The 18,586-nt window shown below is 56.4% G+C and carries 14 protein-coding genes; 11 read left to right on the top strand and 3 right to left on the bottom strand.

Features of this window, described 5'->3' with window-relative positions; all coding sequences use genetic code 11:
• Nucleotides 1-190: 190 nt before the first annotated feature.
• The 8 genes from AB4Y89_RS06115 to AB4Y89_RS06080 all read left to right on the top strand — a co-directional run bounded on the left by AB4Y89_RS06115 (nucleotide 191) and on the right by AB4Y89_RS06080 (nucleotide 11,795).
• The gene (locus AB4Y89_RS06115; RefSeq protein WP_442300021.1) at nucleotides 191-3,541 is read left to right on the top strand and encodes a TonB-dependent receptor domain-containing protein; all 3,351 of its coding nucleotides are present in this window, start codon (nucleotides 191-193) and stop codon (nucleotides 3,539-3,541) included.
• Between the two features lie 137 nt (nucleotides 3,542-3,678).
• Nucleotides 3,679-5,115 carry an arabinose isomerase gene (locus tag AB4Y89_RS06110; RefSeq protein ID WP_442300020.1) on the top strand — a complete coding sequence of 479 codons (1,437 nt, stop codon included), beginning with the start codon at nucleotides 3,679-3,681 and terminating at the stop codon, nucleotides 5,113-5,115.
• A gap of 40 nt (nucleotides 5,116-5,155) precedes the next feature.
• Nucleotides 5,156-6,652 carry a GH39 family glycosyl hydrolase gene (locus tag AB4Y89_RS06105; protein WP_442300019.1) on the top strand — a complete coding sequence of 499 codons (1,497 nt, stop codon included), beginning with the start codon at nucleotides 5,156-5,158 and terminating at the stop codon, nucleotides 6,650-6,652.
• Nucleotides 6,653-6,757: 105 nt separating this feature from the next.
• Nucleotides 6,758-7,072: an L-rhamnose mutarotase gene (locus AB4Y89_RS06100; RefSeq protein ID WP_442300018.1), complete on the top strand. Its 315-nt coding sequence runs from the start codon at nucleotides 6,758-6,760 to the stop codon at nucleotides 7,070-7,072.
• Between the two features lie 126 nt (nucleotides 7,073-7,198).
• Nucleotides 7,199-7,399, top strand: coding sequence for a hypothetical protein (locus AB4Y89_RS06095; protein WP_442300017.1), 201 nt, complete (start codon nucleotides 7,199-7,201; stop codon nucleotides 7,397-7,399).
• A 132-nt stretch (nucleotides 7,400-7,531) separates the two neighbouring features.
• Entirely contained in the window at nucleotides 7,532-7,684 is a 153-nt protein-coding gene (locus AB4Y89_RS06090; protein WP_442300016.1) for a hypothetical protein, read from the top strand.
• Between the two features lie 277 nt (nucleotides 7,685-7,961).
• Entirely contained in the window at nucleotides 7,962-9,164 is a 1,203-nt protein-coding gene (locus AB4Y89_RS06085; RefSeq protein WP_442300015.1) for a S41 family peptidase, read from the top strand.
• 105 nt (nucleotides 9,165-9,269) lie between these two features.
• On the top strand, nucleotides 9,270-11,795 hold the full coding sequence (locus AB4Y89_RS06080) for a penicillin-binding protein 1A (RefSeq protein WP_442300014.1): 2,526 nt from the start codon (nucleotides 9,270-9,272) through the stop codon (nucleotides 11,793-11,795).
• Between the two features lie 70 nt (nucleotides 11,796-11,865).
• Here AB4Y89_RS06080 and AB4Y89_RS06075 read toward each other — a convergent pair whose 3' ends face one another.
• From AB4Y89_RS06075 to AB4Y89_RS06065, 3 genes are read right to left on the bottom strand one after another with little or no spacing between them, the layout of a single operon-like run.
• Nucleotides 11,866-12,210 carry an FtsX-like permease family protein gene (locus tag AB4Y89_RS06075; RefSeq protein ID WP_442300013.1) on the bottom strand — a complete coding sequence of 115 codons (345 nt, stop codon included), beginning with the start codon at nucleotides 12,208-12,210 and terminating at the stop codon, nucleotides 11,866-11,868.
• Between the two features lie 9 nt (nucleotides 12,211-12,219).
• Nucleotides 12,220-14,466, bottom strand: coding sequence for an ABC transporter permease (locus AB4Y89_RS06070; protein WP_442300012.1), 2,247 nt, complete (start codon nucleotides 14,464-14,466; stop codon nucleotides 12,220-12,222).
• Between the two features lie 14 nt (nucleotides 14,467-14,480).
• Nucleotides 14,481-14,840: a PadR family transcriptional regulator gene (locus tag AB4Y89_RS06065; RefSeq protein ID WP_442300011.1), complete on the bottom strand. Its 360-nt coding sequence runs from the start codon at nucleotides 14,838-14,840 to the stop codon at nucleotides 14,481-14,483.
• Nucleotides 14,841-14,991: 151 nt separating this feature from the next.
• Between AB4Y89_RS06065 and AB4Y89_RS06060 the strand changes: the two genes are divergently transcribed.
• The 3 genes from AB4Y89_RS06060 to AB4Y89_RS06050 all read left to right on the top strand — a co-directional run bounded on the left by AB4Y89_RS06060 (nucleotide 14,992) and on the right by AB4Y89_RS06050 (nucleotide 18,581).
• Entirely contained in the window at nucleotides 14,992-15,210 is a 219-nt protein-coding gene (locus AB4Y89_RS06060) for a hypothetical protein (protein ID WP_442300010.1), read from the top strand.
• 412 nt (nucleotides 15,211-15,622) lie between these two features.
• Nucleotides 15,623-16,159, top strand: coding sequence for a hypothetical protein (locus AB4Y89_RS06055; RefSeq protein ID WP_442300009.1), 537 nt, complete (start codon nucleotides 15,623-15,625; stop codon nucleotides 16,157-16,159).
• A 1,837-nt stretch (nucleotides 16,160-17,996) separates the two neighbouring features.
• Nucleotides 17,997-18,581, top strand: a complete 585-nt coding sequence (locus AB4Y89_RS06050) for a hypothetical protein (protein ID WP_442300008.1) — start codon at nucleotides 17,997-17,999, stop codon at nucleotides 18,579-18,581.
• The last annotated feature ends 5 nt before the right edge of the window (nucleotides 18,582-18,586 follow it).

The following is an 18,586-nucleotide window of genomic DNA, read 5'->3' as shown; positions in this document are numbered from 1 at the left end:
AGGAAACCGCCAGTGCGAGGTTTTGTTTTAGAAAATCAGTGAGAATCTGGCAATTCCGAGTCTTGAAGATTTCGCAGTGTGAAATTTATCCCACGCCGGACTTTCCTTTGGAGAGTAGGCAATTCGCGTGGCTAGGATGTTCGCCATTCTCAGGTCTACCGCATGTCCATGCCTGAGTCCGGAGGCGAACATGTTTCAGAAAGATCAGCTTTGCTACAAGATCTTCAGGCCATGGAGACACGTAGGCTTCGTACGGCAGTGCAGGATGGTTGGTTGTTTTTCCGTATGTCTTCTGTTGCTGGTGTTGCCGTGCGTTGCTCAGTCGACAACAGGTGACATCATCGCGTCGGTCGCGGACCCATCCAGTGCGATGGTCCCCGATGCCAGCCTTGTGCTTACCCAGTTAGAGACGGGCCAGCAGACGGTCCTGAAGACCGATGCGAACGGGCTCGCTGTCTTCAGCTCGTTGAGGCCCGGCAATTACAAGCTGGTCGCCAGCCGCGATGGCTTCCGCCGGGCAGAGCTGAACGGCATCACGGTTGTGATTGGGCAGCGCACCAATCTGGAAGTCCACATGCAAGTCGGCGACAACACTGAGTCCGTCACCGTTTCGGCGAGCCAGGCTGCAATGCTCAATTCAGAGAGCGCTGCTGTTGGACAGGTCATCAATCAGAACAGCATTCAGACATTGCCGCTGAATGGCCGCAACTTCGTGCAGCTCACGCAGCTCACCACCGGAGCGGCACCGATAGGCAATGGCAATTCACCTGCCACCACATGGACCGGCCGCAGCGATACGACGATCTCTATTGCTGGCCTGCGGGAGAGCGATACCAGTTTTCTGGTGAACGGCATCGAGACACGTAATTCGCGTTTCGGTAATACGGGCATCCGGCCGTCGGTAGATGCGATCCAGGAGTTTCGCGTGCAGCGTACGACCTTCGGTGCGGAGTTCGGCCATGCAGCTTCCATCGTGAATACGGAACTATTGGCAGGCGCGAACCCATTTCGCCTGGTGCTCTTCGCGCTCAATCGTAATCGTGCCTATGCCGCGAATACCTACTTCGCGAAGCAGGGAGGGCTCTCACAGCCCGCTCTGAATCAAAATAACTTCGGCGCTACCTTCAGCGGGCCAGTATGGATTCCGAAGCTTTATAACGGACGGAACCGCACGTTCTTCATGTTCAACTTCGAAGGTTTCCGCCTCATCCAGGGACAGACGTTGACGGGGCTCTATCCCTCCGTTGCGCAGCTTCAAGGCAACCTGGCGGATGACAGCGCGGGCACCGGACTCTTCCCGACGTCGTCAACGTTCTGCGCGGCCAATCCGGGATCCGGCAAATGTGTGAATATCGTCAATCCTCAAACGGGCCAGCCATTCGCCGGGAATGTCATCCCATCTAACCAACTCGATGGGACCGCGATGAAGGCCTTGCAATTCATCCCCAGGCCTAACCTTGCTGCCGGTGGCGGTGTGGCCTTCCCCAGCTATAACACTGTTGCCTCGCCGCGGAACACGCAGACGATCAATCAGTACAACGCCCGGCTCGATCATCGCTTTTCAGACCGCGACAGCCTGTACGCCACATGGTCCAACAGCAACGACAATCTCTTCAACGCTTCGATCAACCCATTGGGGGGCAATGCTGTTCCGCTCAACGATCATTTGTGGACGGCTGCCTATCTGCATACCTTCAAGCCGACATTGGTGAACGAGTTCCGCTTCGGCGTGAATGACTCCGCGACCTTCCGTAACTCGGAAGGAGCCTACGGGCCGAACTATGCGGGCGTTCTATTTGGCCTTCCGTATGCCAACAATGACAATCCGGCAACCTACGGCGTTCCTGTCTTCGGCATCGCCGGATTCGGCTCCGTGGGTTCTATCGCTGAGGTGATTGGCGCGGACGATAAGTATTACCAGGTCTCCGATAACCTGACCTGGACGCATGGCAAGCTGACATCAATGAATGGCCTGCAGTACATTCATGAGAACTTTACGCAGATCACCGACTTTGCTTCGAACCCAACGCTCTCCTACAACAACGGGTACTCCACGCGGAACGCGGCAGGGCAGCGTGTCAGCAGCATCGGCCTGAGTGACTTTCTGCTGGGGCAGCCATACGAGATTACGGCTGCCAGCGGTGACTCAACCCAGTATCTGCACAGCTCCTACTACGGCTTTTACTCGCAGAACAACTGGAAGGTGCTGCCTTCTCTGACCGTGAATCTCGGGCTGCGCTATGAGTACGCCGGCTCACCGGTTGAGTCGCGTAACCGCAGCCAGTTCTTCGATACAGTCACTGGGCAGTTTGCCTATGCGGGCTCTTCGATTCGGCGTTCCATCGTCAAGCCAGACCTCAATAACTTCGCTCCGCGTGTTGGCTTTGCGTGGAGGCCGTCCTTTCTCCCCAACACCGTCATCCGCGGAGGCGTGGGGACATACTACGCAACGGATAACTTCAACGAAGAGCAGTTCAAGAATCAGGGAAGTCCCTTCTACACCTCGCGCAGCAATACACCAAGCACAACGACGCCGGTGTCGATCTTCAATCCCTTCGCCGGCACCTCGACGACATTCCCGCCTGCTCATGCCAATATCTTTACGCTGGACCAGGACAACCGGACCCCCTATATCAACCAGTGGGGTCTGGATATCCAGCAGGCATTCGCTTCGGACTATCTGCTGGAGCTTGAATATGCAGGTTCCAGCGGCCAGAAGTTGGCGCAACGCAAGAATGCTAACATCGGCGCAATCGATACGACGGGAACTATTCCGCTCGCTTCGCGCAAACCATTCCCTCAATATGGCTTCATCCTGGTGAGCAGCAACTATGGCCGTTCAAACTACAACGCCCTTACTGCAAAGCTGGAGAAGCGTATGAGCCATGGCAATTCGTTCCTGGTGGCCTATACCTACTCCAAAGCCATTGATATCGGAATCACCGATGACTTCTCGTCACTGTCGCGTGACTTCTTCCGTTATGACCGGGGTGTCTCTGACTATCACGTGCCGCATCGCCTGGTTGCCAGCTATACCTATCAACTGCCATTCGGCCGCGGTCAGCGTCTCTTCAACAGCGCACCACTCGGCGTGGAGTACCTGATTGGCGGCTGGCAATTGAACGGCATCACAACGTTCAGCTCCGGCCAGTACAACACGCCCACGCTGGCCGGCGACAACCTGAATATCGGTGACTTCAGCCAGTCCCGCCCGGATGTTGTGGGCAATGTCAGCGCCGGAAGGCATGCTCCTACACAGTGGTTCAACACCGCGGCTTTTTCAAAGCCGAGTTACGGTACTCCTGGCAATGCAGGCAGAAACTCGCTGGAGCAGCCTGGCTATCAGAACTGGGATGCCAGTCTCTTCAAATCGCTTCCTCTGGGCGAGCGCGCCAACTTCCAGCTTCGCATGGAGGCGTTCAACGTCTTCAACCACACTCAGTTCGGGCACGCCAGCACGTCGCTCGGGCCGGGATTCGGAGCGATTACGTCCACGCGAGCAGCACGGGTCGTACAGATCGGAGGGCGGCTGGTGTTCTAGAGCATTTTCCCTGTTGTTGGTGTCAGCCGAAGCATGGAAAAGCAGGTCCTTCACTAATTACCAGCGAACAAGTTCGCTGGGGTGAACGTTCAGGGTGAAACTTTTGATATTTTTTCCCGAAGCCTGGAGGGCACACATTGCAGCGTTTTGACACTCAGCTTCGCGTCGGCCTGATCGGTCTTGGCCTGGAGAGCTACTGGCCACAATTCGAAGGTCTGAAGCAACGTCTGGAAGGTTATCTTGAACTGGTTTCCAGAAAGGTAGAGGAGAGCGGCCGCAGGTCGATTCTGCTGGGGCTGATCGACACACCGGAGAAGGCAGTGGATGCGGGTCATGCCTGCAGGACTGAAGATATCGACATCCTGCTGGTCTATGTCACCACGTACGCGTTGTCTTCGACGTTGCTGCCGGTCATCCAGCGGGCGAAGGTTCCCGTTGTTCTGCTCAACCTTGTTCCCGCGGCGGCGATTGACTATGTGAAGTTCAATCGCCTTGGTGATCGTACGGCGATGACCGGGGAGTGGCTGGCCTTTTGTTCGGCTTGCCCCGTGCCCGAGATCGCTAATGTCCTGCGCCGCCTCGATATCCCGTTTCAGCAGGTCACGGGCATGCTCGAGAACGATCCGCAGTGCTGGGCCGATCTTGAAGGATGGTTGAAGGCAGCCGACGTGGTGAAGACCATGAACCATTGCCGGCTGGGACTGATGGGGCACTACTACAGCGGCATGCTCGATATCGCGACGGACCTGGTGCAGGTGAGCGGCCGGTTTGGGACACTGATTCATATCTTCGAGGTTGATGAGCTAAGCGCGATCCGCCGTGCCGTAACGCCACAGGACGTTGAGAAGAAAGTCAGTGACTTCCATGACTTCTTCGCACTGGACGAGGATTGCCCTCCGGAGGAGCTGACCCGCGCCGCAACCACCGCAGCCGCGCTGGATCAGCTTGTGCGCCGCAAGGGAATCGACATGCTGGCGTACTACTACAGCGGTTCCGGAATACCCGAAAACGAGAACACCATGAGCTCCATCATTCTTGGCACGTCGATGCTGACAGGGAGAGGTGTGCCTGTTGCCGGTGAGTACGAGGTGAAGAACGTCCTCGCCATGAAGATTCTGGATGAGCTTGGCGCCGGAGGATCATTTACCGAGTACTACGCCATGGACTTCACTGACGATCTTGTTCTGATGGGGCATGATGGCCCGGGGCATCCACGCATTGCTCAGGAAAAGATCCGTGTGCGCCCGTTACCCGTGTACCACGGCAAGGTGGGGCGCGGTCTCTCCGTAGAGATGGCGGTGAAGCACGGGCCGGTCACGCTGCTCTCTGTGGTTGAGGACAAGCAGCATGGCTTTCGTCTTCTGGTCGCGGAAGGCGAGAGTGTGCCCGGCCCGATTCTCGAGATCGGCAACACCAACAGCCGTTACCGATTCCCGATTGGCGCCCACCGATTTTCTGAGGCGTGGAATGCCCAGGGACCGGCACATCACTGTGCGATCGGTGTCGGTCATTTGGGAGATCAGCTTAGAAAGATTGCAGCTCTGATGAACCTTGGTTTTCATCAGGTCTGTTAGTGAGTTTCCTTAACAACGAGATGTCTGGACTGGAGGAATCATGAAGAACACTCTTGCGGCCGTCGCCCTGACAACTGTCTTTGGCTGGGGCCTGCTGCACGCTCAACAGGCTACGGTCTCCGGCATCAAGGTTGACTGGACGAAGACCGCCGTCACATCGAATGCCACCCCCGCATACCAGGTTGTGGTGAACCCCATGCTGGAGCGAGGGGCAAAGATGCACGATGGCAGCTTCAAAGCAATCGCTACGATCGGCGCGGACTACGTCCGCTATGTCCCGTGGCTGCCGTATCCGAAGCTTGCCGTCGCAGAGCTCGAGCCGCCGACGAAAGAGAAGACCTCGTGGGATTTCTCCCTGATCGACCCAATGGTGGAAGACCTGATGAAGGCAACGGCGGGGCATTCGGTCATCATGAACTTCAGCACCATGCCAGCCTGGCTATGGAAGACAGACAAGCCGGTGACATACCCTGCCGATCCGAATCAGGTCTACTGGACCTATACGCGGGGCACCGAGATCAACGACCCCACCTATAAAGAGGCGGCTGATTATTATGTGCGTCTGCTCTCCTGGTATGAGAAGGGCGGCTTTACCGATGAGAATGGGAAGTTCCACAAGAGCGACCATCACTATAAGTTCGCGTACTGGGAGTTGCTCAACGAGATTGACTTTGAACATCACTGGACGCCGCAGGAGTACACCCGCTTCTTCGATGTTGTGACTACGGCGATGCGAAAGGTCGATCCGGACCTGAAATTTGTCGCATGTGCGTCGGCGATCCCAGCGAAGCACGGAGAGATGTTTCGCTACTTTCTCGATCCAAAGAATCACGCGCCTGGAACACCGATCGATTTCCTGAGCTATCACTTTTATGCCTCGCCATCCAAGGGAGAACCCTTCGAGGCGATGCAGTACACCTTCTTTGACCAGGCTGACGGCTTCCTGAATATCGCGAGGTATGTGGAGCAGATCAAGCACGAGCTTTCGCCTGGCACCAAGACAGATTGGGACGAACTGGGAGCCATTCTGCCGGAAGATGATGACAGCAATCATGGCAAGAAGACACCGGAGGAGCCGGCGCTGTATTGGAATCTGACAAGCGCGATGTATGCCTACCTTTACATTGAGGCAGTCAAGTTAGGGGTTGACGTTGTTGGGGAGTCTCAACTGGTGGGATATCCGACGCAGTTTCCAAGTGTGTCGATGATGAACTACAACACCTCGGAACCAAATGCCCGTTTCTGGACACTCAAGCTGCTCAAAGATAACTTCGGTCCAGGTGACCGCTTTATAGAAACCTCGGGAGGAAACAGCGATATTGCCATTCAGGCGATCCAGACATCGGCCGGCAAAAAGGTCCTGCTGGTCAATAAGCGTCAGAAGGCAACGAGTGTCGAACTTCCTGCGGGAACGTTAGTGCAGTCGATCACCTACACGGCTCCGTCAACCGGCGATCACGAGGCTGCGACCGGAAAGCCGCAAGGCAATGTGGTTTCTCTAGAGCCCTTCGAGGTTGCTGTCATCACTGTGCAGTAAGTCATCTCGGGCGGCTGCCTCTGCAGAGGGGATAGCCGCCCGCAAGATACAATTTGCCTCGTCAGGTCTCGAGCCCTGACGATTACGAGAAGGTGACTTAAGTAAATGCAGCGAGTCTGTTTCACACTGAAGCTTCGCGCCGATAGGTTGGACGAGTATGTTGAGCGGCACAAGCATGTCTGGCCGGAGATGCAGGATGCTCTGCGCGCAACGGGATGGAAGAATTACTCACTCTTCCTTGGACCGGGAGCAACCCTGATCGGCTATGTTGAAGTCGAAGACTTCGGAAAGGCCGTAGAAGGGATGAAGGCCTTTGAGGTGAACGAGCGCTGGCAGGTTGAGATGCTGCCGTTCTTTGAGACAGACGGCAAGGCGGATGACGCGATGCGCCCTCTTGTGGAAATCTTCCATCTCGATTAGTTATCTCACTTCGGTGGAGAAGGGAAGCGAGTCCGCCGTACTAAGGTGAAACTTATCCTTTTCACATAAATTCAATGTTGTTTGGTCCTCGGGGTGCATAATAAAGAACCCGGTGGAGGTGGGCTCATGGCAAAACTGACAATCGAATTCGCAGGCTCCGTTCAGGTGCTTACATGTGAGTGCGGTTACAGTGCCGGCAGCATGCCGAAGGAGTGCCCCCAATGCCATCAGCGATTTGACCATGTAGAGATGTGGACCCCTCATGGTGAGGTGATCACCGCAGCCTCGCTGCCGCCTTCTATGCAACGACCTCTCGATAACGCCTGATGAATTCCTGGTTAGTCAGGTAAATCCGCATCTAGTAGGTAAACGTTAACGGTAATTTGACCGTGAAAAACGTTTTGTACTTTTTTGGCCTGCATTTACCTTACGTGGATGGCGGCCGAGTACGAGATACGAATGACGGTGGGGGAATATATTGCCTCACTGCTTGAAGCCGAGGCAGAGAGCTTTTCTTCCAGCGAGGAAGAGGCGGAGTGCCTTCGGGATCTCGCCCGGCTTCACCGCGAGATGAAAGATGTAAAGGCCGTCCGCATCTGGCGCGAACATTAAAACGTAATCGATAAGTTCGAGATAGCCAATGGATCGCGTACGCCGTGTCCTTTACCCGCTCAAGATATTGGTGGATTCCATTTTGGGCTGTCGAGAGTAGCAAGCCTATTATTTCCAGCAACTTGCGTCGTAAATCTTAAACCATCCAGTAGGTCGGATGGGCAAAATTCTGGTTTCCGCACGGCCACCAAGCGGGAGTATGCTATTTCTACCCCGCCGCGTCTAAAAGCCAAGCGCGCGGTCAGCTCGTATCGTTTTTGCCGGAGAAGGTTCCCTGATGCCCCGTATCCCTAAGATTTTGCTCCTCCTTGCTTCAGTCGCACTGGTGCTGACTGTTTTTCTGGGTGCTAACGCCACTGGCGTAAGCGCGGCCAGCGACCCGCAGGAGAACGCTTACCGGCAGATCAATGTTTACAGCGAAGTTCTGAGCCATATTCAGTCCGACTATGTGGAAGAGCCGAACATTCCGTCCGTGACCAACGGTGCGCTGCGTGGACTGGCGGAGTCGCTCGATTCGGAGTCCGGCTACCTCTCGCCGGAGGAGAACAAGTCCTACAAGACATTGAAGGGAGGCAAGGCCCAGGTTGGAATCAACGTCTCCAAGCGCTATGGCTATGCCACTATCGTCAGCGTGGTGCCGAACAGCCCTGCGGACAAGGCCAATCTGAACGACGGCGACATCATCGAGTCCATTAGCGACAAGTCGACCCACGACCTCTCGCTGGCTTCCATCGAGATGATGTTGCGCGGTGAGCCCGGCACGACCGTGACCATCGCTGTGGTCCGTCCTCGCAAGGCGGCTCCGGACAAGGTTGATCTGACCCGCGCCATGACGCCGCTGGCTCCGGTTGCGGAGACCCTTTACGAGAACTCGACCATTCTGTACCTCAAGCCCGGCATCCTGGACCGTGATCATGTCTCGCAGATCGAAGGCAAGCTGAAGGGACTGAACAAGGGTGGCAACAAGAAGCTGCTCCTGGATTTGCGCAATGTTGCCGACGGCGATATGGCCGAGGCGCAGCGCCTGGCGAATATGTTGCTGAAGTCCGGAACTATCAGCGTGCTGGAGGGGCAGAAGTTCGCCAAGCAGACCGTGACGGCTGATCCTTCGAAGACGGTCGCCGAGAAGGCTCCTGTGGTGGTTCTGGTCAACCGTGGTACTGCTGGTGCGGCCGAGCTGGTAGCGGCTGCGCTGCAGGATAATAAGCGTGCTGAGGTCGTAGGTGAGAAGACTTTCGGCATCGGCAGCCAGCAAAAGACCTTTGACCTGCCGGACGGCGGCGCTCTCATCCTCTCCGTGGCCAAGTACGCCACGCCCGCAGGGAAGAAGATTGAGGATGACGGAGTGACTCCCGGTGTCCTGGTCGCCGGAGCCATCGATGATGGTGAGGACGACAATGCGGCTCCTGCAGCTCGCAAGGACCAAGTGGACGATCAGCTCTCGAAGGCGCTGGAGATCCTGAAGAACAAAGCCGCTTAAGCGGGAAGAACAAAGCCGCCTAGGCGAAAAGAATAAGCCCGCCCTAGTATCACGGGCCGCATCCCAGGATCTATGGGATGATCTTCCATAGGCAGTGCTACGTCCGTGAACTCCATCTTTACTGAAGACCCGCGGCAGACACATCGTCCTAACCTGCGGACGCGTCGTGTCGCCGCGCGCACGCGCGCTGTGATGCGACGCGGCGCCTTTATCGGTCTGCTGGGGATCTCCGCCCTCTTCGGCTCTCTCTGCGGCTTGATGCTGGTCTATTCCGTTGACCTGCCGCAGATGCAGGACCTCGAGCGGTATCGTCCCAACACCACGACGGAACTCTACGACATTCACGGGAAGCAGTTTGGCTCCTTCTCGCTGGAGCGGCGTGTGGTTGTGTCATACAGCGAGTTCCCGCCGATTCTGCGCAAGGCGATTCTCTCGATTGAAGACAAGAGCTTCGAGCGCAACTGGGGTGTTAACCTCTTCCGTGCTATCGGCGCCGCCTATCGCGATCTGCATAGTAAGGGCCGGGCGCAGGGCGCCAGCACGCTCACCATGCAACTGGCGCGTAACCTCTTCCTTTCGCCGGAGAAGACCTTCAGCCGTAAAGCGCAGGAGGTTCTCCTGACGCTGCAGATCGAGCGCCACTTTACCAAGGAACAGATCTTCGCGCTGTATGCCAACCAGATCTATCTCGGCCGTGGCACCTATGGATTCGAGGCAGGCGCGCAGTACTACTTCTCCAAGCACGTTCATGAACTCAACCTGCCCGAGGCAGCGTTGCTGGCTGCTCTGCCCAAAGGGCCGGAGTATTACTCGCCGGTGCGGCATCCTGACCGTGCGCTGAAACGCCGCAACCTGGTGCTGAGCGAGATGCAGCAGGATGGATGGATTACCGAGGCCGAAGAGGCTCGGGCCAAGGCGGCTCCGCTGGGTCTGAAGATTGAGCCTCCCGCAAACTCGGTCGCTCCATACTTTGTGGAAGAGGTCCGCCGCCAGCTCGAACAGCAGTTCGGAGCGGAAGAGGTGCACGGTGCCGGCCTGCGCATCTACACAACGCTCGATTACGACCTGCAGGTGGCTGCCAACCACGCGGTGCTAAACGGTGCGGCTGCCTATGAACGCCGCCATGGTTGGAAGAACCGTGTACAGAACATCATTCTTGCCGGCCAGGATCCAGCAGCCTATGTGCATCCCGACTGGACCATGCCCATCGAGAAGGATACGTACTTCCATGCTCTGGTAACGGATGTGAGCGAGAAGGAGATTCGTGTACGAATCGGCCAGCGCGAAGCCTATATCGAGCCCGCGGACTGGGCATGGACGCAGCTGAAGACCGGCGACGCCCTGCTGAAGAAGGGCGATATCGCTTATGTCCGCATCCTGGCCGCCGAAGGGGAGAAGGGAATCCATGCTGCGCTGGAACAGGATTCCGGAGCACAGGCTTCTCTGATGGCGATGGACAACTCGAACGGCGAAGTGCTGGCCATGGTTGGCGGCCGCGACTTCTCCTTGTCGCAGTTCAATCGTGCGACTCAGGCGGAGCGCCAGGTGGGTTCTTCGTTCAAGCCCTATGTCTATACCGCAGCGGTGGAAGCCGGCACCAAGCCAACGGACCATGTTCTGGACGTGCCGACAACCTTCTCTACTCCCAGCGGACCGTATACACCGCACAACTACGAGCCTGACTACAAAGGCTCAATGACCGTGTTGGAGGCCTTCGCGGAGAGCCGTAATATTCCGGCGCTGCGGCTGGCGCACCAGGTTGGCATCCAGAAGGTCATTGATGTTGCCCAGCGGTTCGGCGTCACGTCGAAGATTCCGGCGTTTCTCCCAGTTGCGATCGGCGCGGCGGATATGAAGCTCTTTGACCAGGTAGGCGCCTACGCCGTCTTTCCGAATGATGGCATCCGCGTTGAGCCGCACTACATTCGCCGCGTTACCGCTTCCGATGGTCTGCCGATGGACGATCCCGCGCCAAAGGTGAGCGAGGTCACCTCGGTGGAGACGGCTCGAACCATGATGACGCTGCTCAGGCAGGTCACCATCTCCGGCACAGGCGCCGCGGCTTCACAACTGCATCACGCTCTCGGCGGCAAGACGGGAACAACGAACAACTATACGGACGCCTGGTTCATCGGCTTCTCTCCGTCGGTGACCTGCGGCGTGTGGATCGGATATGACGATCGCCAGTCGCTCGGCGAGAAGGAGACTGGAGCCCGCGCTGCTCTGCCCATCTGGATGGAGTTCATGAAGCTGGCCATCGCCGGCAAGCCGGACGAACAGTTCGCCACCGGCGGCGAGAAGAAGCAGCTCGAGGTGACGGTGAACTCCGATGCCCGCTCGGTGACTGAGGAGCAGAAGAAGAAACAGGCGGACGAAGACAGCGACGAAGATCAGACTTCGGAGACGATCAAGCCTGTGGACCGTGCGCCTGCCCCGAAGACTCCGCCTCCGCCACCGGCGGAGAAGCCGGCAGAGAAGCCGACCGAGACGCCGATTCAGCAGCAGCCCGCTTCACAAAATCCACCAGCACAGAACAATGTGCCGAAGCCGGTTCCGGTACCCGGTCTTCCGTCACAATCGCCGTCAGCAGTTCCGGCCGCGCCTGCTCCGGCGAAGCCTGCGGAGCCATAGAGGGAGCTGTTCTTACGGCCCGGGTGCACACCTCGGGGTTGTGAGAAGTGCGATCCTCTCAAATGTAGGTTTACTCCGCCCGCAATGCCTGCATCGGGTCCAGACTCGCCGCGCGGCGTGCCGGTAAATAACTCGCAACCAGCGACGCCGCTAGCAGCAATCCCGCAACACCGCCTAGCGTGACGCCATCCCATCGGGATACTCCAAATAGCAGGTTGCGTAGCATCATCGTCACGGCCACCGAGCACAACAACCCACCCGAAATACCCGCCAGCGACAGCCACACTGATTCTTTCATTACGAGTGCGTACACCGAAGACTTTTGCGCTCCTAGAGCCATACGCACGCCAATCTCGCGTCTCCGCTGTGACACCGAGTACGCAATCACACCATAGAGCCCTACAGTGCCTAGCACCAGCGCGAATCATGCAAACGTCCCCACAATCCACGCGGCCAAACGACGCAAGTACGCCGCCTCTGAGCTGTTAATGCGCTCCGTTAACGTTTCCTCGCCATCAACAATCATCGCTTCACGCATTTGTTTCAACGCCTGTGTGACCGATGCCGCCGACACGGTCGCATCTTGCTTGATGCGGAAGACGGCGTAGAAGTCATACGGCGTTATCTGTGTGAACGGTCGGTACACCGCCGCCAGCGGTTTACTATCCAGGGCGCCATCCTTCACGTCGGCGACTATTCCTACAACCTCTATTGGATGGTCCGGATCGTATTGGCTAACAATCTTTTTGCCCAGCGGCGACTCCACTCCAAACTCCTGCCGTGCCGTCGTCTCGTTGATTACCGCTAACGGTCTCGTCTCGCCGTCGGCAGCTGTGAAGAATCTGCCTGCCACCAGGAGCGCCTGCAAGGTTTCGAAGTACCCCACACCAGCTACTTGGTCGAGCATCTCATCGCCCTCACCCACATACGACCGGCCCATCACGCCAAAGTGCGAGAACCTGCTCACGAAGTGCTCTCCACCACTAATTACGGGCTCCGCTGTTATGCCTACGGACTCAACACCCGGCATCTGGGCAATCCGAGCTACGATCCTGCGTTCCAGAGCTATTGCACGAGCGGCGTCGTCCTCAAGACGTAATACGTGCACCATCGCCAGCCGCTCTGCTGAGATACCCATCTCCACGTGAAGCAGGCGGTAGAAACTCTTGGCTAACAGCCCCGCGCTCACGAGCAACACCATCGTGATTGCGAGTTCTACCGCCACCAGCCCAGCGCCGGACCGCCTCCACCCCATTCCGCTTGCCGAGCGGTCAGCCTCTCGCAGGCCCTCCTGCACGTTTATCCTCCGCATATGCAGCACAGGTAGCGCTGCGAACGGCACGCTTCCGGTTAGCGCTATGGCACCAGGAAAGAGCATGACACGAAGATTCCACTGCATCTCTTCGAGATAGGGCATGGCGGCCAGAGCATGTACCGGTATTTGTGCTTTAAGCGTCCCCAGCAAGGCCCACGTTAGTGCAAGCCCGACTGCCAGGCTGCAGCCGGCCAATACAAGGCCCTCGATCATGAACTGCCGCATCAGCCGTTGCCGCGTGGCCCCCAGTGCTTGACGCATCGCGATCTCTCTCCTGCGGCTCTCCGTTCTCACCAGTAGCAGGCTTGAGACGTTTACGAACCCGATCACGCATAGTAGCGCTGCACCGATAAGCAGAGCCAGCAGGGTAGGCCTTGTATTTCCCAGAATCGTCTGTGTGAGCGGTTGCACCGACGACGTGCGATCACCATTGAACTTAGGAAACTCTCGCGCGATCTCGCTGCTGATTGTGCTCAAGTTCTCCGCCGCAGTCTGCAGGGACACTCCATCTTTCAGGCGCGCCACGCCATAGAAGGGATAGCAAGCGGGGTACTCCTTACACCGCCCGCGCAACGGTAGCCAGAAGTCGGCCCGGCCCACTGGAGCAAAGTGAAACTCCTTCGGTAGCACGCCCACGATGCGGTAAGGGGCTCCATTGATCGACATCGAGCTGCCGACCGCGGCTGCATTTCCCCCGAACCTACGCTGCCATGCTCCATAACTTAGCAGCATGACCCTCTCAGCGGAGAGGTCCTCTTCGCCCGGAAGAAAGTCCCTGCCCAGCGAAGGCTGAACTCCCAGAGTCCGAAAAAATCCATCGCTCACCAGCCCGCTTGGTGCTTCCTCGACGCCCTCAGCGTTCCGCACAGTCACCGGCTCCGGCCTATACACATCTAACGAACTGAAGACTTGATTCCGTCTCTTCCACTCCACGTAGTCGCGATACGAAAGGTGATAGCGGTCTCCCACGGGAATCCGCTCAAACAGCGCCACCAGTCGCCCGGGCGAACGATACGGCAGTGGCTTCACTAGTGCCGCATCCACAAATGCATAGATGGCCGTGCTGGCAAACAGTCCCAGTGCTAGGACCACCACTGCTGTGACAGAGAAGCCAGGATCGCGCCGTAGCTGTCTTACGGCATAACGGACATCTTGCAGGAGATGCTCCAGCCAGACCCAACCCCACACATCGCGGGCTGCCTCAGCAGTCACCAGTGCATTCCCGAACTTCTTGCGCGCCTGCCGTCGGGCTTTTTCAGGAGACATCCCCATCGCGATGTTGTCGAGAGCTTCGAACTCAATATGTTCCTCAAACTCCTGCAGCAGCCTCTCCCTGCGACGACGCCATTTCAACATTGTTTTTCCCCTCGCTACGATTGCTCTTCTACGACAGGTGAAAGGACACGCGCGATCGCGCTCGTAAGGCGCTCCCACTTTGAAGATTCGGCGGATAGCTGCTTCCGTCCCTTCGAGGTCAATCGGTAGAACCTGGCCTTGCGATTGTTCTCCGAAACTCCGTCTTCAGCATCAATCAGTCCGGCCTTGAGCAGCCGTTGCAAGGCTGGATACAACGATCCGTGCCCAACCTGCAGCACCTCATCGGACCTTCTCTCGATGGTGCGCGCAATCGCATGTCCGTGTGCCTTGCCGAAGGCAAGCGTCTGCAGAATCAAGAGGTCCAGTGTCCCCTGCATCAATTCAAGCTGCTCTTTTGTGCTTCTAGTCGACATTCGACCTAAAGCTAAGCGGATACAGGTCGAATGTCAAGGGGAGTGGAACCTCCTTCGGCGAATCCCTCGAAGCGGCCGATTTGAGTGGCGTTTTCTGAAGGCGCCGATTGGTGGTGCGATCAGAGTGTGGTTGTGCAAGGTTGTTGGACGATTGACCAACGAACAGCTGCTTGCAGGTACAGCGTTGGTGGGCGGGATCGCCATGATGCTGGACGGTATTGCCCTGCGCTGGTTCCATGGCCTATACGGTTTCGATGAACAGATGCTGCGTGTAGCCGCCGCTGGTTTGCTGTGGGGCTATGGTGTTGCCTACCTTGTGGCAATTGTTTGGATCAATCTCGCGCGCAAAAAGCAACTTGCGCTTTCCTGAAACAAACGATCGACAGGTGACCTGGAGTTTATTGCGAAATTGCAATCATCACTGCTAAGTGAGAAAGATATGAAATCGTGGTCACGCCTGCGGGATGACAAACAAAAGGCGTACGATTCCTGTTGCTTGCGCAACAGTCTAGAACGTCGCTACTGGGATACTGTCTGGTGTCCAATCATGTTCTAGAAGAGACGATGAACGGGACCTCATCGTCGCAAAGAGGGGGCAAATCCGACCGAGGGATCCGCACAGGCACAACTGATGTTTGAAAGGCAAAATTTATCGCGTTCGGAATGGGAACGTCCCGTCTGTCCCCAGGTTTCCTTCACATCGACTCGGGCTACGTATACAATCCCATTGGTGCGTTCTTCCATTACATGCTGAACATGACGAACGCGGGAGGATACCCCAAATGCTGATCGGGCACCGTCAAATATCCTTCCGCTGCGGATGGCTCAACTTGCTTGTGACCGTCTTGCTGGTCATGCCTGCGATGTCACTTGCTGCTCAAACGCTCGAAATCAAGTTGGTTGACGGTAGGAACGGACGCCCTATGGTTGGGACTTCCGCTTACGTGAATGTCTGGGTGGGAAAGGAGCGCAAGGAAGCGATCGCAATACCTACGGATGACAACGGCGTTGCCCGACTACAGCTCACGCTGAGTTCAAACGAGGAAAACATCCCCATCTCGACGGGCCACGGTACTATCGTTGAAAAGCATCCCGTTGTGAAATACGACGAATCCTTCCGAATCAATGCTCCTTACGTGTTGTGTGGGCCAGAAGGAAGCCGCTCTTGGCTTGACCTTAAGAACTTCATCACGAAAGAAGTTCTTGAGCACGGATATGTTTCGCGCAATACGTGCGGTAAGGTCACAGCCACGCCACAGCCCGGACAAGTAGTCCTGTTCGTCAGGCCGCTCACGTTCATGGAGAAGATGAAACAGTAGGCGTTCTCGGAATCATAGCCAGCGGGCCGTCCTTCGGGGCGGCCTTGCTGCGTCTGGGGCTTCGAAATGGGAGTTGTAAGCGTTTGAGCTGTAGGCAAATCCGCGCACGCGAAGCTCGTAGACCAATTCTGGCAAACCTGGGGACAGACGGGACGTAAACAGATAAGTTGAGGTGTGGGACAACCTTGGGGAGTGTTGCAAGTTCAGAGACGCATCAGGTTACACAAGGTAGTAGTGCGAGACGGTACCTCGTCGTCGCAAAGATGGCGTAAATCCAACTGCGAGCTCCACACAGGCACAACTGACGTTTGAAGCGCAGATTCTCGCGTCGGAATAGGAACGTCCCGTCTGTCCCCAGGTTTCCCCCAGGTTTCCGTCCCCAGGTTTCCCACCTAGCCTCATATTCGCGACGTTGTTTGTGTGACTGATGTTAGGGAACGCTTCACGCGTGGCCGATGAGGCCGTCCAGAACTAAAGAAATCGATCAGAGCAGCCGATTGGGTGGTAAGAAAGGGAGAATCGCACACTATGCTATCTTCAATTTCATCATCCACGCCAAACCCCTCGACGCCACAGACAGCCGCACCTCTCTCTTCAACTCACTCGGCGGATGAGACAAGCCCAGCAGAAAATACAGGCAAGTCCATTCCATCAACCTCTCGTGCGAGCGGCTCCGCAAACAGCACGGCGGTTTCGGTAAACATTAGCTCTGCGGCAAAACAAGCACTACAGGAGTCCACTGAGACGCCAGCACAGACCGCACAAGAAGCTGGCCGAGGCGACGTGCAGGCGAGCCATCTACTGGCAAAGGAGCAATTGGCGAAACAGGCTACTCAAAATAATAAGTGATGACGTGCCTGCAATCGCCGATCCAGGAAACCGATGGGGCCGGATGTTGAAGGTCAATAAGCTCACACAAGAGACGGTGCCATCGGCAGGAATTGTCTGGAAGTTTTGAGGACCCGATAAACAGCCCTTCCCATCGCAAGAGACAGGCGACGGCTTCCACGTTGGTGCTTGTCTTCCGTTCCTCATTTCATCCCAATCGGATGGGACCAAGAGGTTGAAACCAAGAGGTTGAAACCTGGGAAACCTTGGGAAACCTGGGGACAGACGGGACGTAAACAGATAAGCCGAGGTATGGGACGATTTGCGCGAGTGGTTGCAGTTGGGGAGCCGCATCACGTTACACAGCTTGGCAATGCGAGACGGTACATTCTAGAAGACAATACCGACCGAGCGGTGTATTTGAAGTTGTTGCTTGCGCAACAGCCTAGAACGTCGCTACTGGCATACTGTGTGATGTCCAATCATGTTCTAGAAGAGACGATGAACAGGACCTCATCGCCGCAAAGAGGGGGCAAATCCGACCGAGAGGTCCGCGCAGGCACAACTGATGTTTGAAGCGCAGATTTTCTCGAGTCGGAATGGGAACGTTCCGTCTGTCCCCAGGTTTCCGTCCCCAGGTTTCCCCACCCAGGTTTCCCAGTGTCTAGCAAAGGGCATATTGACGCATTTGGGAATTACGTCTACTTTACGAAGAGTCTCCAAAAAACAAAGTTCGATCAATACCTGCTGTTCTCTTCCCAGGTCCCTGTTCTCTGAAAGGGACTGTACGATGTCTTTCTGCTTTGGTAGGTCAAAACCCTCGCTGATCGCTAGGGCTGCAGTAATTTGTGCATTATTGTCGTGGCTGGCTATAAATGCTTATTCTCAGTCCCGCCCGGCTCCTACACCGATTCCCGTCGCCACAGACAAGCTTGGACAGCTTGATCCCGCTGCTCTATCTGAGGTGCTTGCACATCTGAAAGTTGTGGGTGCCGCTCCCTGGAATGGAATGCAGGGATCAGGGCTGATCACCTACAGCAGTGACCAGAATTCCTATTCAGCGACCTTAACCATTATTGGCAGCAAAAGGTTTCGTCTCGATGTACAGACGCCAATTGGAGCTTTCAGCAGCCGGATCAATAACCGTTTAGGCAGTATTCAGCAGCCTGATGGAAAGATGTTCCCGCTTGCTCCTGAGATCGCAGCATCAGGAATCGTGCAGTTCGAGCTTCCGCGTCTTGCTGACCTTCAGGCCAGATCCTCGGTCCTCGATCATGGCGTGACGGTCATCGACGGTATGAGTCTTCACCGGGTGACAATCGAACAGCCGCTTACCCCTCGGAAGAATATTGCAACTGATCTCTACTTCGACCCCCAAACACATCTCCTGGTCAAGACCGCGAACGCCATCCGGCCCAATGGAGCGCAAAGCGAACTCCTGCGTGTCATTACATACGGAGACTACCGGCCAGTGGATGGCGTAATGATTCCGTTCCTGTATACGCAGTCTCTCGATGGTCAGAAACAGTGGACGATTCAACTTTCCGAAGTCCAGCTCAATCCCAATATTCAATCGAACTACTTCGAGTTCTAAGGACG

This window comes from Terriglobus sp. 2YAB30_2 (assembly GCF_052114765.1).
Taxonomy (GTDB): domain Bacteria; phylum Acidobacteriota; class Terriglobia; order Terriglobales; family Acidobacteriaceae; genus Terriglobus.
This window is presented reverse-complemented; position numbering and strand designations above follow the sequence as displayed.

What these genes read in the sequence shown, in the direction of transcription:
- AB4Y89_RS06115 (WP_442300021.1), top strand. Translation starts at nt 191, where the DNA reads ATGTTTCAGAAAGATCAGCTTTGCTACAAGATCTTCAGGCCATGGAGA.
- AB4Y89_RS06105 (WP_442300019.1), top strand. Translation starts at nt 5,156, where the DNA reads ATGAAGAACACTCTTGCGGCCGTCGCCCTGACAACTGTCTTTGGCTGG.
- AB4Y89_RS06100 (WP_442300018.1), top strand. Translation starts at nt 6,758, where the DNA reads ATGCAGCGAGTCTGTTTCACACTGAAGCTTCGCGCCGATAGGTTGGAC.
- AB4Y89_RS06095 (WP_442300017.1), top strand. Translation starts at nt 7,199, where the DNA reads ATGGCAAAACTGACAATCGAATTCGCAGGCTCCGTTCAGGTGCTTACA.
- AB4Y89_RS06090 (WP_442300016.1), top strand. Translation starts at nt 7,532, where the DNA reads ATGACGGTGGGGGAATATATTGCCTCACTGCTTGAAGCCGAGGCAGAG.
- AB4Y89_RS06085 (WP_442300015.1), top strand. Translation starts at nt 7,962, where the DNA reads ATGCCCCGTATCCCTAAGATTTTGCTCCTCCTTGCTTCAGTCGCACTG.
- AB4Y89_RS06070 (WP_442300012.1), bottom strand. Translation starts at nt 14,466, where the DNA reads ATGTTGAAATGGCGTCGTCGCAGGGAGAGGCTGCTGCAGGAGTTTGAG.
- AB4Y89_RS06065 (WP_442300011.1), bottom strand. Translation starts at nt 14,840, where the DNA reads ATGTCGACTAGAAGCACAAAAGAGCAGCTTGAATTGATGCAGGGGACA.
- AB4Y89_RS06055 (WP_442300009.1), top strand. Translation starts at nt 15,623, where the DNA reads ATGCTGATCGGGCACCGTCAAATATCCTTCCGCTGCGGATGGCTCAAC.
- AB4Y89_RS06050 (WP_442300008.1), top strand. Translation starts at nt 17,997, where the DNA reads ATGCAGGGATCAGGGCTGATCACCTACAGCAGTGACCAGAATTCCTAT.